Origin of the sequence: Fictibacillus sp. S7 (assembly GCF_004127935.1) — a bacterium.
Classification (GTDB): domain Bacteria; phylum Bacillota; class Bacilli; order Bacillales; family Fictibacillaceae; genus Fictibacillus_C; species Fictibacillus_C enclensis.
In genome coordinates this window covers 506,732-520,336 of the sequence record NZ_QJKL01000001.1, presented here as the reverse complement: position 1 = coordinate 520,336, position 13,605 = coordinate 506,732, and the positions used below count along the sequence as shown (strand labels likewise).

16 protein-coding genes and 1 riboswitch are annotated in these 13,605 nt (G+C 45.8%); all 16 genes read right to left on the bottom strand.

Annotated elements, in window-relative coordinates; genetic code table 11:
* Positions 1–36 precede the first annotated feature (36 nt).
* Positions 37–215, bottom strand: a riboswitch (Lysine riboswitch).
* 69 nt (positions 216–284) lie between these two features.
* The 16 genes from DMO16_RS02680 to xerD all read right to left on the bottom strand — a co-directional run bounded on the left by DMO16_RS02680 (position 285) and on the right by xerD (position 13,596).
* The gene (locus DMO16_RS02680) at positions 285–1,766 is read right to left on the bottom strand and encodes a spore germination protein (protein WP_061970792.1); all 1,482 of its coding nucleotides are present in this window, start codon (positions 1,764–1,766) and stop codon (positions 285–287) included.
* Positions 1,726–2,325: a stage V sporulation protein AE gene (locus tag DMO16_RS02675; RefSeq protein ID WP_074440493.1), complete on the bottom strand. Its 600-nt coding sequence runs from the start codon at positions 2,323–2,325 to the stop codon at positions 1,726–1,728. Before DMO16_RS02675 ends, DMO16_RS02680 begins: the two co-directional genes overlap by 41 nt.
* 5 nt (positions 2,326–2,330) lie before the next feature.
* Entirely contained in the window at positions 2,331–2,681 is a 351-nt protein-coding gene (gene spoVAE, locus DMO16_RS02670; RefSeq protein WP_061970794.1) for a stage V sporulation protein AE, read from the bottom strand.
* The gene (gene spoVAD / locus DMO16_RS02665) at positions 2,681–3,700 is read right to left on the bottom strand and encodes a stage V sporulation protein AD (protein ID WP_061970796.1); all 1,020 of its coding nucleotides are present in this window, start codon (positions 3,698–3,700) and stop codon (positions 2,681–2,683) included. Before spoVAD ends, spoVAE begins: the two co-directional genes overlap by 1 nt.
* 13 nt (positions 3,701–3,713) lie before the next feature.
* Entirely contained in the window at positions 3,714–4,169 is a 456-nt protein-coding gene (gene spoVAC / locus DMO16_RS02660) for a stage V sporulation protein AC (RefSeq protein WP_061970798.1), read from the bottom strand.
* Positions 4,170–4,189: 20 nt separating this feature from the next.
* Positions 4,190–4,612: a stage V sporulation protein AB gene (locus DMO16_RS02655; protein ID WP_061970800.1), complete on the bottom strand. Its 423-nt coding sequence runs from the start codon at positions 4,610–4,612 to the stop codon at positions 4,190–4,192.
* Complete coding sequence (locus DMO16_RS02650; protein ID WP_061970802.1) at positions 4,602–5,225, bottom strand: stage V sporulation protein AA; 624 nt, start codon at positions 5,223–5,225, stop codon at positions 4,602–4,604. Before DMO16_RS02650 ends, DMO16_RS02655 begins: the two co-directional genes overlap by 11 nt.
* 144 nt (positions 5,226–5,369) lie before the next feature.
* Complete coding sequence (sigF, locus tag DMO16_RS02645) at positions 5,370–6,128, bottom strand: RNA polymerase sporulation sigma factor SigF (protein WP_061970804.1); 759 nt, start codon at positions 6,126–6,128, stop codon at positions 5,370–5,372.
* A gap of 12 nt (positions 6,129–6,140) precedes the next feature.
* The gene (spoIIAB, locus tag DMO16_RS02640; RefSeq protein ID WP_061970806.1) at positions 6,141–6,581 is read right to left on the bottom strand and encodes an anti-sigma F factor; all 441 of its coding nucleotides are present in this window, start codon (positions 6,579–6,581) and stop codon (positions 6,141–6,143) included.
* 2 nt (positions 6,582–6,583) lie between these two features.
* Positions 6,584–6,934, bottom strand: coding sequence for an anti-sigma F factor antagonist (spoIIAA, locus tag DMO16_RS02635; RefSeq protein ID WP_061970808.1), 351 nt, complete (start codon positions 6,932–6,934; stop codon positions 6,584–6,586).
* Positions 6,935–7,044: 110 nt separating this feature from the next.
* Positions 7,045–8,208 carry a D-alanyl-D-alanine carboxypeptidase family protein gene (locus DMO16_RS02630; RefSeq protein ID WP_129475199.1) on the bottom strand — a complete coding sequence of 388 codons (1,164 nt, stop codon included), beginning with the start codon at positions 8,206–8,208 and terminating at the stop codon, positions 7,045–7,047.
* 139 nt (positions 8,209–8,347) lie between these two features.
* A complete protein-coding gene (locus DMO16_RS02625; protein ID WP_061970812.1) occupies positions 8,348–9,649 on the bottom strand; it encodes a pyrimidine-nucleoside phosphorylase in 1,302 nt (433 codons plus the stop codon).
* Positions 9,650–9,730: 81 nt separating this feature from the next.
* Positions 9,731–10,561, bottom strand: coding sequence for a purine-nucleoside phosphorylase (locus tag DMO16_RS02620; RefSeq protein ID WP_061970814.1), 831 nt, complete (start codon positions 10,559–10,561; stop codon positions 9,731–9,733).
* Positions 10,562–10,575: 14 nt separating this feature from the next.
* The gene (locus DMO16_RS02615) at positions 10,576–11,394 is read right to left on the bottom strand and encodes a purine-nucleoside phosphorylase (RefSeq protein ID WP_129475197.1); all 819 of its coding nucleotides are present in this window, start codon (positions 11,392–11,394) and stop codon (positions 10,576–10,578) included.
* Positions 11,395–11,405: 11 nt separating this feature from the next.
* Positions 11,406–12,590: a phosphopentomutase gene (gene deoB / locus DMO16_RS02610; RefSeq protein ID WP_129475195.1), complete on the bottom strand. Its 1,185-nt coding sequence runs from the start codon at positions 12,588–12,590 to the stop codon at positions 11,406–11,408.
* A gap of 115 nt (positions 12,591–12,705) precedes the next feature.
* The gene (xerD, locus tag DMO16_RS02605; RefSeq protein WP_061970821.1) at positions 12,706–13,596 is read right to left on the bottom strand and encodes a site-specific tyrosine recombinase XerD; all 891 of its coding nucleotides are present in this window, start codon (positions 13,594–13,596) and stop codon (positions 12,706–12,708) included.
* Positions 13,597–13,605: the final 9 nt, after the last annotated feature.

The following is a 13,605-nucleotide window of genomic DNA, read 5'->3' as shown; positions in this document are numbered from 1 at the left end:
TAAGGTACACTGGCTGTCTACTACCGTACCCCCATTTGCCGGAATAGTTCTCCACTGCAAGCATTGCAGTGACAGTCCGCTGTCTGTTCGGCAGCGGCCCAGCATGAGAATGGATGGATCATTCCCACACTTCGGCAAATTGGCCTTTAAAATGATTTCATCATGTCCATTCACTCCATCATCCTACTCATCCGCTTTGCGCCTCTACCCCATTATTTATAAATGAGGCATATCCAATTGTTATGAACAAATTTATCACAAATTTTGATAATCGGCAACACTTCTTAAGAAGTTGGCTGCTTTTTGCTGTTTTGCGGATGAACGATGCTCGGCCGGACTTTCGATAGAGGCACAGCGAGCCGGATCATGATCTGCACAAACGCCTTGGCGTTGAATGGGATAAAAGGCCACAGATAGGGCGTATTTAAATTTTTCACAAAAGCAAGATACAGAAGCAGCAGAGTGGCGCCTACGACAAGCCCGGGCACATGGAAGATGGCCGTTAGCACCAGAAGGACGAGCCGGAGCATTTTGTTGGCAACACTGAGTTCATAGCTTGGGGTAGAAAACCCTCCGATCGCTGAGACTGATACATATAATATGACTTCCGGAACAAACAGTCCCACATCGATGGCGATCTGGCCAATGAGCACCGCTGCGATCAAGCCCATCGCCGTCGAAAGCGGGCTGGGGGTATGTATCGCGGCTACTCGCAGGATTTCAATCCCGATTTCCGCAAAGACAATTTGCAGGAACAAAGGGATATTCGTCGTTTTGTTTGGTCCGATAAAATCGATATTCGATGGCAGCAGTCCTTCCTGTGTAGCATAAAGGTACCAGAGCGGCAGGAGGAGAAGCGAGGCAATGATGCCGGTAAACCGGACCCAGCGGATAAAAGCCCCGACCATCGGCGTCTGACGGAATTCCTCTGCATGCTGTACATGGTGAAAATAGGTTGTCGGTGTAATGATAACACTTGGGCTCGTATCGGTGATTACGAGAACATGGCCTTCCATTAAATGCTGGGCCGCAACATCCGGCCGTTCGGTATACCGGACAAGCGGAAAAGGATCCCAGCCTTGTTTCACAAGAAATTCTTCAATGGTTTTATCGGCCATGGGGATACCATCGATATCAATACTCTGAAGTTCTTGTTTAACAAGATCGACAAGCCCTGGATCAGCTATATCCTCAATATAAGATATACAAATATCCGTTTTGGAACGCTTTCCGACTTGCATTATTTCATGACGCAGCCGCTCGTCGCGGATACGCCGGCGGGTCAGAGCTGTATTAATGATGATGTTCTCGGTATATCCGTCCCTTGAGCCACGGACCACTTTCTCAGTGTCCGGTTCTTCCGGCTGACGGCCAGGATAGCTTCTTACATCAACGATGAATGCCTGGTCTTCGCCTTCCAAAAATACAGAAATCAGTCCGGAAAGCATTCTGTCTATGGCAATCTCCAGGTTATCCGTCAACTCCACCTGCTGATGGGAAAGGTGATCGTGCAAAATTTCTTTGACATTGGAAGGCGCACGGTGCCCATGATCCATGTCCATGATCTCCCGCATAATTTCAATGATAAAGAGACTGTCGCATAGCCCCGTGCAATAGTAGATCTGAACTTCCTTTTTCAAGACATGAAGCTTTCTGACTCCTACATCAAAACTGACACCAATCCCGAGCCTCGATTTCAGCTCATGTTCGTTTTCCTGGATTTTTTTACTGATTGGTGTCTTCTGTCTTTCCTTTGATTCCTGCATTAAATCCGCTCCTTTCCAGGATGGTCGCCACCGCCAGGCTGGTGACGGGTGCCCCCTTTTCCACCGCATCATGTCCAGCCATTTTTCCGATATCACCGATCCCAATGACGATCGGCAGGTTTAATTCATCAAGAATGTAAACCGTGTCACCGTTAATCCTCCCTGTTTCAAGATCAGGGAGCCCGCTCTTATCAATGCCAAATTCCGTAAAGTTTCCATAGCGGTCAATGGAGAAGTGGACTTTTGTCCATTCGGAATGACGTGTTTTTGAAGCAACTGCTATGGCCCCGAGAACTTCAATTCCCGGATGTCCGCATACTGCGCGCATAGCCAGTTCCCCCGGTCCTTCCCCACGGAATCCGCAGTCATCAAACATGACGAGCACGGGATCATATGGCGTTTTTAAGATCAGGGATACAAGCTGTTGGCCGGTTAACCTTGAAGGATTGCCCCATGAGTGGGAAATACAGCGTCCTCCAATTTCGCGGGCGACATGCTCTACCGCACGCAGTGCATAAAGATCCCCGTCTGTTATCAGAATGACGCGTTTTTTTCCCACCAGATTCACCCCTTCGGCTTAAATATCAAGGCCACAAGAAAACCGAACAAAATCGCGGATGAAATCCCTGCTGAAGTGAGCTCGAATATTCCCATGGCAATTCCGATAAAACCATGATCCTCCGCTGAAGCCATCGCTCCATGAAGGAGGTTATGTCCGAAGCTTGTAATGGGGACAGTTGCCCCGGCTCCGGCAAACTTGATCAAATTATCATAAATGCCAAATGCATCAAGCAATGCACCAAGAACAACAAAGGAGGTTGTTACGTGGGCAGGGGTCAGTTTAAAAATGTCGATCAGCAGCTGGCCCACCACACAAATAGCACCACCCACAAGGAATGCCCATAAATAATCCATCAGTTGCTTCCCCCCTTGGTTCCTTCAAGAGCCACCGCATGAGCAATGGTAGGGATGGATTCTTTTTGCTGGATCATCGTCGGGTTTAAGAGGGCTCCGGTTGCCACTACAAGAATCCGCTTCAGGCTGCCGGAATTCAGTTCTTTTATCAAATGGCCATACGTGACCACCGCTGAGCATCCGCAGCCGCTTCCCCCTGCAAATACTTCCTGGTCCGGCCGGTATACCATCAATCCGCAGTCTCTGTGATTACCCGAGACATCAATTCCTTTTTCCTTCAAGAGCATCTTTACAATGGGGGCTCCCACCCCTGACAGGTCACCCGTCACAATCAGATCATACTCTTCGGGGGCCATGCCGGTCTCTTTCAAATGCGCCATAATTGTGTCTGCTGCCGCTGGAGCCATGGCCGAGCCCATATCAAATGGATCTTTTATGCCAAGATCATGAACCTTTCCGATCGTGGCAGATGTGATTCTGACCGATGAGGGTTCACTGCTGATCAGTGCAGCCCCGGCCCCTGTGACCGTAAATGTGGCGGTATCCGGTTTCTGACCGCCGTATTCCGTCGGATAACGGAATTGCCGCTCAGCCGTTGCATTATGAGAGCTGACAGCCGCCACAACCCTTTGGGCAAACCCGCCATCTACCAATGCCGCACCCACGGCCAGGGATTCCATTGATGTGGAGCAGGCGCCAAAAACGCCCAGAAATGGAATCTCATTGCCGCGCGCCACATAGTTTGCCGTAACTACCTGATTCAAAAGATCACCGGCGAGAAAAAAGTTAATGTCGTCATTCGTCAGTTTGGCCTTGTTAAGGCAACTTGCGATGGAGTCTTCCATCAAACGCCGTTCCGCAAGTTCCCAGTTTTTTTCATTACAGTGCAAATCATTGTATCTTACATCAAATAAAGAACCGAGCGGCCCTTCACTTTCCATCGGGCCAACTGCTGTCCCTGTGGAATTCAGGAAAACCTTATCTCCAAATTTCCACGTCTGTCTTCCTTGCAGCTTCATGTTCCTCACTCCTTTACATTAGCGTTTTGAACGCATATCGTATCATTCCGAAAATATAAGCAGACACAGCTCCGAAGACGATAACAGCACCTGCCAATTTAAATAAGTTGGTTGCGATCCCAAGCACAATGCCTTCACTTTTATGCTCCAGTGCAGCACTAGTTATGGCATTGGCAAAACCGGTTACGGGTACGGCTGATCCCGCTCCTCCAAACTGTCCGATCTTGTCATACACCCCAATGCCCGTCAACAGGGCAGCAATTAAAATCAGTGTGGCCGCGGTCGGATTACCGGCAGTTTCTTCATTAAAATTAAAATAGGTCATGTAAAATTTCATAAGTGCCTCGCCAATGACACAAATCAGCCCGCCGACCAAATACGCCTTCAGGCAATTGATAAAGTATGGGGGTTTAGGCTGAAGAGGTTTGATTTTCTTTGCATATTCTTGTTGTTGTTCTTTATTTGACATTACCTGTTACTCCTTCTTTTTTATTGGTTAACGTAAACCATCCAGTGGAACAAAGAGCCCAGCACTTTTCCTAAAACAATCGCCATGAGGATGACCAGCAGCCTTTCGCCCATTCCAATCCGTTTCGCAAGAATCGGCATGACATTCAAGACCTCAGTCAGCGCTGCTGCCAGCATACCGACAAAGACTCCGCAGAAGGCACCTATCGGCACGAGCAGCAACGGGGAAAGGTGAAAGGATATATCCTTTAAATTTACCCATCCGCCAAGGACAGCACCGAGGATGACACTCCATTCGTACGCCCTGATATAACAAAAGGTTTTACTGAGCTGCATCAGGCGGGGAATAATGCCAAGCACCGTAAGAAAAGCCACAAACCCCGATCCTACCGCAATTCCCCCGCCAAAACCGATAAAGGCCAAAAACACGCTCTTAATCACCATGAATTTTTTTCTCGGTTTCCTTATTTTCATGAATGACGACGTACTGATCCAAATCCTGCTGGTATTTAAACATCTCTACTTCAAGCGGGCTAGGTTCTTCATTCAGTCTCTTCTTAAAGACATGGTTAAAAAAAAGAACCATTCCAATCCCAAGTCCCAAGGAATAGGGGATTTGCAAAATCAACGGCTGGTTATCATAAGTGCCCGTCACCATGTAATAAATTTTTTGGTGGACCACCTGCATACTTACATCCTCATGAAAGTTCATGATGGCCAGTGCGGACCCAATAAATAATAGCAGCCAGACCAGCACAAAATAGACAGGCGCAAGCTTCTTTTTTTGGTACTGGATCTCCAGAATCGATTGAGCGGGACCTACTGTTTGGATTTCAATGCCCGGACATACGTGCTGAATATGCTGAACAGCTTTCATCACATCAAGGACGATTAAATGCTTATCGGCTGGCTTTACCTGGTAAATGACCAGCATTTGCAGCTTTTTTTGCAGGGCCGGAGGAGCCACTATCTGGGCAACCGTTCCAAGTGTCACGGGCTGCTCAAGCACAACCTGAACCTTTTGTCTCATCCTTATGTAAACAGCAGATTCTTTCATGGCTGCACCTCCTGATATTCAACATTCTTGTTTAGTATGGATTTGATAAAGTTATATCATTCTTCTTCCAAGAATTATCCATCAATTACCATAGCAAAAACCTGCATTCACATTTAAGCTTCCACACAAAAAAGCCAGATGGATTCATTCATCCATCTGGCTTTTCATCTGAGCTAAAATTTTCTTTTCAAGCCGGGATACCTGCACCTGCGAGATTCCCAGCCGCTCAGCGACTTCCGATTGTGTCTGGTCCTTATAATAGCGAAGGTAAACAATAAGGCGTTCTCGTTCATCCAACGATTCAATGGCTTCCTGCAAGGTAATTTTGTCAAACCACTTATTTTCGGTGCTGTCTGCAATCTGATCAAGCAGAGTAATCGGGTCTCCGTCATTTTCATATACGGTTTCATGGATGGAAGTCGGTGCCCGTACGGCCTCCTGTGCCAGCACAACATCTTCCACACTGATCTCCAGCTTCTTAGCGACTTCGTTGACCGTCGGGGTTCGACCAAGTACTTTGGACAATTCATCCTTCGCTTTTCTGACTTTGTTTCCCATTTCTTTCAACGACCGGCTGACCTTTACTGTTCCATCATCCCGAATGAATCGCTGGATTTCTCCTATGATCATCGGAACGGCATACGTGGAAAAACGAACATCATAGCTTAAATCGAATTTATCGACCGACTTTAAAAGCCCAATGCTTCCGATTTGGAAGAGGTCATCCGGTTCATAACCGCGGTTGATAAACCGCTGTACGACCGACCAGACCAAACGCATATTTTTTTCTATGATCAAGTCCCGGGCCGACTGATCGCCTTCCTGGCTTCGTTTAATCAAAAGCTTGATTTCCTCATCCTTAAAGTACGATTCGTTTTTACCGCCTTTAACCTCGACATCCATAAGGCATACCCCTTAATTGATAACCGCTTTATTTTTTGCCAAAAATTTTGTCAAGTGGATCGTGGTGCCATAGGAGGGTTCGGAAATCACTTCAACCTCATCCATAAAATTCTCCATAATCGTAAAGCCCATCCCGGACCTTTCGAGCTCCGGCTTTGAAGTGAAGAGAGGCTGCCTTGCTTCATTCAAATCAGATATGCCAACGCCTTTGTCCCGAATGGTCAGCTTTACAGTATCCTCATCAAGCAAGACTTCAATGTAAACAATGCCATCGGACGAGTTTTCATAGCCATGGATAATAGAGTTGGTCACAGCCTCTGAAACCACCGTTTTAATTTCGGTCAATTCATCCACGGTAGGGTCCAGCTGTGCAATAAAGGCTGCAACCGTAACCCGCGCAAATGATTCATTCTGGCTTAGTGCTGAAAACTGAATTTTCATTTCGTTTTTCATGATTAAGCCACCCCCAGGGTTTGTAGGGCATATTCTTCATTTTCTTCCAGTCTGATAATCTTAAACAGACCGGACATGTCGAATAACCTTTTTACTGCAGGAGAAATGGCGCACACCACCATTTCGCCGTTATTGCTCTTGATTTGTTTATACCTCCCAAGGATTACGCCGAGGCCCGAGCTGTCCATGAAGTCCAGCCCTTCAAGGTTCAGCATGATATGTTCAATTTTCTTATTCTTTAAAATATCATCTACCTTTGACCTCAATTCATCAGCCGTGTGATGGTCAAGTTCCCCATCCAGGCGAATACATAATACTGTATGCTTGATCTCCAGCCCGATGTTAAGACTCAAACGTCTCTCCTCCTTCTTCTTGATACGCAACTGTTTCGATAATAAAAGGACGAATTCCTCCACTATTACAAAACTAGTGCGGATTCGTCCCATTTAGTCAAAACATGAGGTTATGACGATTTCGCCATATGTCCAAGCGTACGTTTAAACAAACTCCACCAAGACGCGTTCTTTACATTCTCTGAAGCAAGAAGCGGACTTTTTGTTACGGTCTTTCCGCCTTTCATAATGCTCAGCGTTCCGACTTGCTGCCCTTTTTTAATCGGCATTTTCAAATCGGGATTCACCTGAATGAGCGGTTTCACGTTGTTTTCTTTTTCTCCTCGTTTAGAAAGCAGGGAAATGCTTTCGGATGTCACAACGGCCAGCTGCTGCTTGTTTCCTTTTTGAATCTTTACCTGCTTTACAATCTGATGGCGGTCATATAATTTTTTGGTAGCATATTGAGAAAAGGCATAATCAAACATTTGCGTGACTTGTTGATTGCGCTGTTTTGGGTTGGGTGCACCCATCACCACAGCAATCACCCGCATATCATGTTTTTTGGCAGTAGCAGTAAGACAATACTTGGCTTCTTGTGTAAAGCCGGTTTTCAGGCCATCTGTACCTGGATAAAACTTCACAAGACGGTTGGTATTCACCAGCCAAAATTTATTCGGCGTATTTTGACGGAGATATTCCTCATACAGGCCGGTATATTTAGTAATTTCTTCGTGCTTTAACAGTTCTTTCCCCATAATGGCCATATCATTAGCGGAAGAGTAATGTCCCGCAGCAGGAAGCCCGGTAGGATTTTTAAAAAATGTGTCCTTTAATCCCAGCTGTTTCGCTTTCTTGTTCATCATATCCACAAAGGATGCTTCAGAGCCTCCGATTTTTTCTGCCATCGCCATAGAAGCATCATTTGCGCTTCCAATCGCAATTCCCTTCATCATGTCGTGAACGCTCATTTCTTCACCGGGTTCTAGGAAAATTTGAGATCCTCCCATAGAAGCAGCATATTCACTGACTCTTACAGGATCGGTCAGTTTGATCTTTCCTGTATCAAGGGCTTCCATGATCAGAATCATGGTCATAATTTTGGTCATACTCGCCGGCGGCAATTTTTTATGGCTGTTTTTATCAAAAAGAACAGTTCCCGTATCACGCTCAATCAAAATAGCCGAGGATGCATTTGGAGCAAGACTTTGTGTTTTTTCAGAAGCAAATGTCCGGCCTCCGCCCGTAGTCAGCAGAAGCGCGAGCGCAACAGCAGCCACTATGTATCGTTTCATTCCATTTCCCTCCAATCATGATACCCCTATTTTTTCCATTAATTTTTGGTTTATACAGGAATATCAGCGGGAGAGAAAAAAAGGGAGCTTCTTGCTAAAGAAGCTCCCTTTACGTCATGCTTTTATTCAATTATTTCTTTTATTTAATAATATCGTGAATTAGTTTAGGTGCTTCCACGGATTGATTTGTAAATGTGTAAGCGTTCTTCAATGTTTTCTCTGCTTCACCAATATCCTCAAAATTAGCATGGAATACAGCAAGTGTTTCTCCTTTGGCAACTATATCCCCTACTTTTTTCTTCAAGGTAATACCTACTGCATAATCAATGTTGTCTTCTTTCGTCTTTCTTCCTGCGCCCAATAGCATCGCAGCAATTCCAACCGATTCAGCATCAATGGTTTGAACATTGCCTTCTTCATCTGACTTGATTTCCATGTGATATTTAGCTTGAGGCAATGTTTCAGGATTTGTAATTTGATTACCGTTTCCACCTTGGGATTCAACAAATTCTCTCATCTTTTCTACAGCTTTGCCACTTTCCAATATCTTCTGCAACTCACGTTTTGCTTCATCAAAGTCAGAATAAGCCCCGCCTAATACAGCCATATTACCTGCGAGTGTCAAGCAAACCTCTGTTAAATCCTTATCACCTTTACCACTTAAAACGGCAATTGCCTCTTGAACTTCATTTGCATTCCCAATTTCATGTCCTAAAGGCTGGTCCATATCTGTAATAATGGCAACTGTTTGACGGCCTAGTTCGTTACCGATTCCAACCATCGCACTTGCCAAAGCTTTGGCATCTTCCAACGTCTTCATGAACGCACCGGAACCAAACTTAACATCCAATACAATAGCGTTGGATCCTGAAGCAATCTTCTTGGACATGATGGATGATGCAATCAACGGAATAGAGTCCACGGTGCCTGTAACGTCTCTTAACGCATAAAGTTTTTTATCCGCAGGAGTTAAGTTGCCACTTTGGCCAACAACCGCAATCTTGTGTCTATTAACATTCTCAATAAATTGCTGAGTCGTTAATTCTACCTGAAAGCCTTCGATGGATTCTAATTTGTCAACAGTACCTCCAGTATGACCTAAGCCCCGCCCGCTCATTTTCGCCACAGGAACGCCTACTGAAGCCACAAGAGGAGCAATAATCAGGCTTGTCTTGTCGCCCACTCCTCCAGTAGAGTGTTTATCGACTTTAATACCTTCAATTTTGGAGAGATCAATCTCGTCTCCAGACTTAACCATAGCGTTAGTTAAGTGAGCCGTTTCTTCTTTTGTCATGCCTTTAAAGTACACGGCCATTAGGAAAGCGGATACCTGGTAATCAGGAATGTCACCGTTTGTATAGCCTTTGATGAAGGTATCAATTTCTTCTTTTGTTAATTCTTTTCCGTGTCGTTTCTTTAAGATAATATCGACAGCCCTCATTTATGTCCACCTCATTGAGCTTTCTATTTCTTTATTTTTGTTCAAGTAACCAGAAGCGGTCTACTTCTGAAAATCTGTCCATTACAGAGTTACATTTTTTACGATTTCTTTTACCAGGTTGATGAATTTTGGCTTTGTGCGGTTCGCCACTGCCACTACTTGTTCGTGAGTAAGCGGCTCAAGCTCGTCCGCGATCGCCATGTCTGTGATACAGGAAATTCCGATCACTTTCAGGCTCATATGGCTTGCCACGATAACTTCCGGCACAGTTGACATCCCGATTGCATCTCCGCCTACTGTACGAAGCATGCGAAGTTCTGCTTTCGTCATATAGGTTGGCCCGGTAATACCTGCGTATACACCCTCTTGAACATTAATTCCCAGAGAAGCTGCTGTTTCTTTTGTAAATTGAACAAGTTCTGGTGTATAAGCTGTGCTCATATCAGGAAAACGCGGCCCGAGTTCTGCATCGTTCGGTCCGATCAGCGGATTGGCACCCGTCATATTCAGGTGATCGTTAATAATCATAAGGTCTCCCGCTGAAAATCCCGGGTTCATTCCACCGCATGCGTTAGTCACAACCAGCAGCTTAACTCCCAGACCTTTCATGACACGCACGGGAAACGTTACATCCTGCATGCTGTAACCTTCGTAATAATGAAAACGGCCCTGCATGGCTAAAACGGTCTTTCCGTTCAATGTGCCAATGACCAGTTTACCTGCATGTCCTTCTACCGTTGAGACGGGGAAATGTGGGATCTCACTGTAATCGATTTGAACGGCATTTTCAATTTCATCAGCCAGTTCACCAAGGCCTGAGCCAAGGATTAAACCAATTTCAGGTTGAATTCCTTCTATTTTGGATTGAATCAGCGTTGCTGCTTCATTCATATTTGATAAAAGTGTAGCCATCTTTTCTTCCTCCCTTAAATGGTTTTAACAATGCCTTTGACCAGGCCAAGAAAATTCGATTTTACCCGTTCAGTGGTTTCCATCACTTCATCATGGGTTAGCGGCTGATCCAGAATCCCTGCAGCCATATTTGAGATGCACGACAATCCCAGCACCTTCATACCGGAATGACGCGCCACAATGACTTCGGGAACAGTGGACATGCCAACTGCATCTCCGCCAAGAATACGGAGCATGCGGATCTCAGCCGGCGTTTCATAACTTGGGCCAGAGTTCGCCACATAGACTCCTTCTTTGAGGGAAATACCGATCGAGGATGCAGCCTGGCGGGCTGTCTCCTGCAGCTCTGGCGTGTATGCATCCGACATATCCGGGAAACGTACGCCGAACGAGCTGTCGTTTGGCCCGATGAGCGGATTGTCACCCAAGTTGTTGATATGGTCGGTAAGCAACATAAGGTCCCCTGCCTGAAACGACATGTTAATTCCGCCTGCAGCATTCGTTACGATAACACTGCTTACGCCTAGTTCCTTCATCACGCGCACCGGAAAAGTAACCTTCTCCAAAGAATATCCTTCATAATAATGAAAGCGTCCCTGCATCGCGATCACTTGCTTGCCCTCAAGTTCCCCGATGACAAGCTGTCCGGCATGACCCTCAACCGTTGAGACCGGAAATTCAGGAATATCACTGTACGGAAGAACCACAGCGTTTTGAATTTCATCGGCAAGAATTCCAAGACCAGAGCCCAAAATCAAACCGATTTCAGGTTGAGAAGAAAGTTTGTTTTGTATAAAATTTGCAGCCGTTTGAATCGGTTTCAATTCTCCCATTTCATTTCCCCCTAGTTTAATTGATCTAAAAAGCTTTCGCCGTGCTCCGGCAGCTTCACATGATAATTATCGGCTACTGTAGCTCCGATGTCAGCAAAAGTTTTGCTCACTTTCAGCGGTTTTCCTGATTCGATGCCCTTGTAATAAACAAGAAGAGGCACGTATTCGCGTGTATGGTCAGTACCATGGTGAACCGGATCGTTTCCATGGTCAGCAGTGATGATTAAAACGTCATCGTCATTTAGCTTTTCAAACACTTCCGGTAGCCGGGCATCAAACTCCTGAAGGGCTTCTCCATAACCTTTTGGATCGCGTCGGTGTCCAAATAACGCATCGAAATCAACCAGATTTAAGAAGTTAAGCCCTGTAAACGACTGGTCCATGGACTTTACAAGCTGATCCATGCCATCCATATTGGATTTCGTACGAATCGCCTGAGTCACTCCCTCACCATCATAGATATCAGAAATTTTCCCCAGCGCAATCACATCATAGCCACCGTCCTTCAGCTCGTTCATCACAGTTCTACCAAACGGTTTAAGCGCATAATCATGGCGGTTTGAAGTCCGCTGGAAATCTCCAGGTTTACCGACGAACGGGCGGGCAATAATCCGGCCGATCATGTATTTGTCGTTCATCGTCATTTTTCTGGCCATTTCACAGATGTTGTACAACTCTTCAAGCGGAACAACGTCTTCATGGGCAGCAATCTGAAGAACAGAGTCAGCGGATGTATAAACAATAAGCGCACCGGTGTTCACATGTTCCTCGCCAAGCTCTTTCATAATTTCCGTTCCTGATGCCGGCTTGTTTCCGATGATTTTGCGGCCAGATTTCTCCTCAAGCTGCTGAATCAGGTCGTCCGGAAATCCTTCCGGGAACGTCTGAAAGGGCTGGTCAATAAAGAGACCCATGATTTCCCAGTGGCCGGTCATCGTGTCTTTTCCGTTCGACGCTTCCTGAAGCTTTGCATAATGGGCTTTCGGCGCTTTTGCCGCTTGAACTCCCTGGATTTTACGAATGTTGCCAAGACCCAGTGCTTCCATGTTCGGCATTTGAAGTCCATTCATTTCCCGTGCGATATGGCCAAGCGTATCTGAACCTTTATCGTCAAATTTTTCGGCATCAGGTGCTTCCCCGATCCCGACGGAATCCATCACAATTAAAAATGTGCGTTTGAACCGTTTATATTCCATTCCTAATGACCTCCAGTACAAAATAATTCATCTTTAGATACTATATCCTACCATCACTGACAGCAAACTAAGATCGAATGATGTCAGAAGTCAGACCTCTCAATTTAAAAAAGGCTTACGCCCTTGGATGATAGGCAGCATAAATATCTTTCAATCTCGTTTTTGACACATGGGTATAAATCTGTGTGGTTGAAATATCCGCATGGCCCAACATTTCCTGAACCGCCCTTAAATCTGCTCCATTCTCCAACAAGTGAGTGGCGAATGAATGCCTCAAAGTATGAGGTGTCAGTTCTTTTTCAATATTTGCTTTTTGCGCAAGGTGTTTCAGGATTTTCCAGAATCCCTGCCGTGACAAACGGTTGCCATGATGGTTCAAGAACAGAGCATTGCCGCTTTTCCCTTTTTGGAGAGCCGGTCTGCCGGACTCCAAATACACCTGAATGGCACTTGCCGCCATCTTGCCGAGAGGAATGATCCGTTCTTTGTTTCCCTTTCCGAGGCAGCGCAAAAATCCCATGGACAGATGAACATCGGACTGATCCAGGCTTACCAGTTCTGTCACCCTGATTCCAGTAGCATACAGAAGTTCAAGCATAGCCTTGTCCCTCATACCAAAAGGATGGTATGAATCCGGAACATCTAAAAGCGCTTCCACTTCCTTCATCGAGAGGACCTTGGGCAGCTTGCGTTCGGTTTTTGGTGTTTCGATATGTACTGACGGATCGGCGTCGCTGATCTTTTCCCGAAGCAGGTACTGATGGAACGACCGGATCGATGCAATGTTTCTGGCTATGGTGGTCGCCGCTTTCCCATTTTCCTTCAAATGGAGCAGATAGCCTACAATGTTGGCACGCTGAATCTTGCCGATCGCATCGATACGTTCGACCTTTTCCATATACAGCGCATACTGTTCAAGATCGCGGCGGTAAGAATCAACGGTATTTTTCGAGAGACCACGTTCGACGATCAAGTAATGTATAAAATCCTGGACATGATCTTTCATATCTGCACT

What these genes read in the sequence shown, in the direction of transcription:
- DMO16_RS02680 (WP_061970792.1), bottom strand. Translation starts at nt 1,766, where the DNA reads ATGCAGGAATCAAAGGAAAGACAGAAGACACCAATCAGTAAAAAAATC.
- spoVAE (WP_061970794.1), bottom strand. Translation starts at nt 2,681, where the DNA reads ATGGATTATTTATGGGCATTCCTTGTGGGTGGTGCTATTTGTGTGGTG.
- spoVAD (WP_061970796.1), bottom strand. Translation starts at nt 3,700, where the DNA reads ATGAAGCTGCAAGGAAGACAGACGTGGAAATTTGGAGATAAGGTTTTC.
- spoVAC (WP_061970798.1), bottom strand. Translation starts at nt 4,169, where the DNA reads ATGTCAAATAAAGAACAACAACAAGAATATGCAAAGAAAATCAAACCT.
- DMO16_RS02655 (WP_061970800.1), bottom strand. Translation starts at nt 4,612, where the DNA reads ATGGTGATTAAGAGCGTGTTTTTGGCCTTTATCGGTTTTGGCGGGGGA.
- DMO16_RS02650 (WP_061970802.1), bottom strand. Translation starts at nt 5,225, where the DNA reads ATGAAAGAATCTGCTGTTTACATAAGGATGAGACAAAAGGTTCAGGTT.
- sigF (WP_061970804.1), bottom strand. Translation starts at nt 6,128, where the DNA reads ATGGATGTCGAGGTTAAAGGCGGTAAAAACGAATCGTACTTTAAGGAT.
- spoIIAB (WP_061970806.1), bottom strand. Translation starts at nt 6,581, where the DNA reads ATGAAAAACGAAATGAAAATTCAGTTTTCAGCACTAAGCCAGAATGAA.
- DMO16_RS02630 (WP_129475199.1), bottom strand. Translation starts at nt 8,208, where the DNA reads ATGAAACGATACATAGTGGCTGCTGTTGCGCTCGCGCTTCTGCTGACT.
- DMO16_RS02625 (WP_061970812.1), bottom strand. Translation starts at nt 9,649, where the DNA reads ATGAGGGCTGTCGATATTATCTTAAAGAAACGACACGGAAAAGAATTA.
- DMO16_RS02620 (WP_061970814.1), bottom strand. Translation starts at nt 10,561, where the DNA reads ATGGCTACACTTTTATCAAATATGAATGAAGCAGCAACGCTGATTCAA.
- DMO16_RS02615 (WP_129475197.1), bottom strand. Translation starts at nt 11,394, where the DNA reads ATGGGAGAATTGAAACCGATTCAAACGGCTGCAAATTTTATACAAAAC.
- deoB (WP_129475195.1), bottom strand. Translation starts at nt 12,590, where the DNA reads ATGGAATATAAACGGTTCAAACGCACATTTTTAATTGTGATGGATTCC.
- xerD (WP_061970821.1), bottom strand. Translation starts at nt 13,596, where the DNA reads ATGAAAGATCATGTCCAGGATTTTATACATTACTTGATCGTCGAACGT.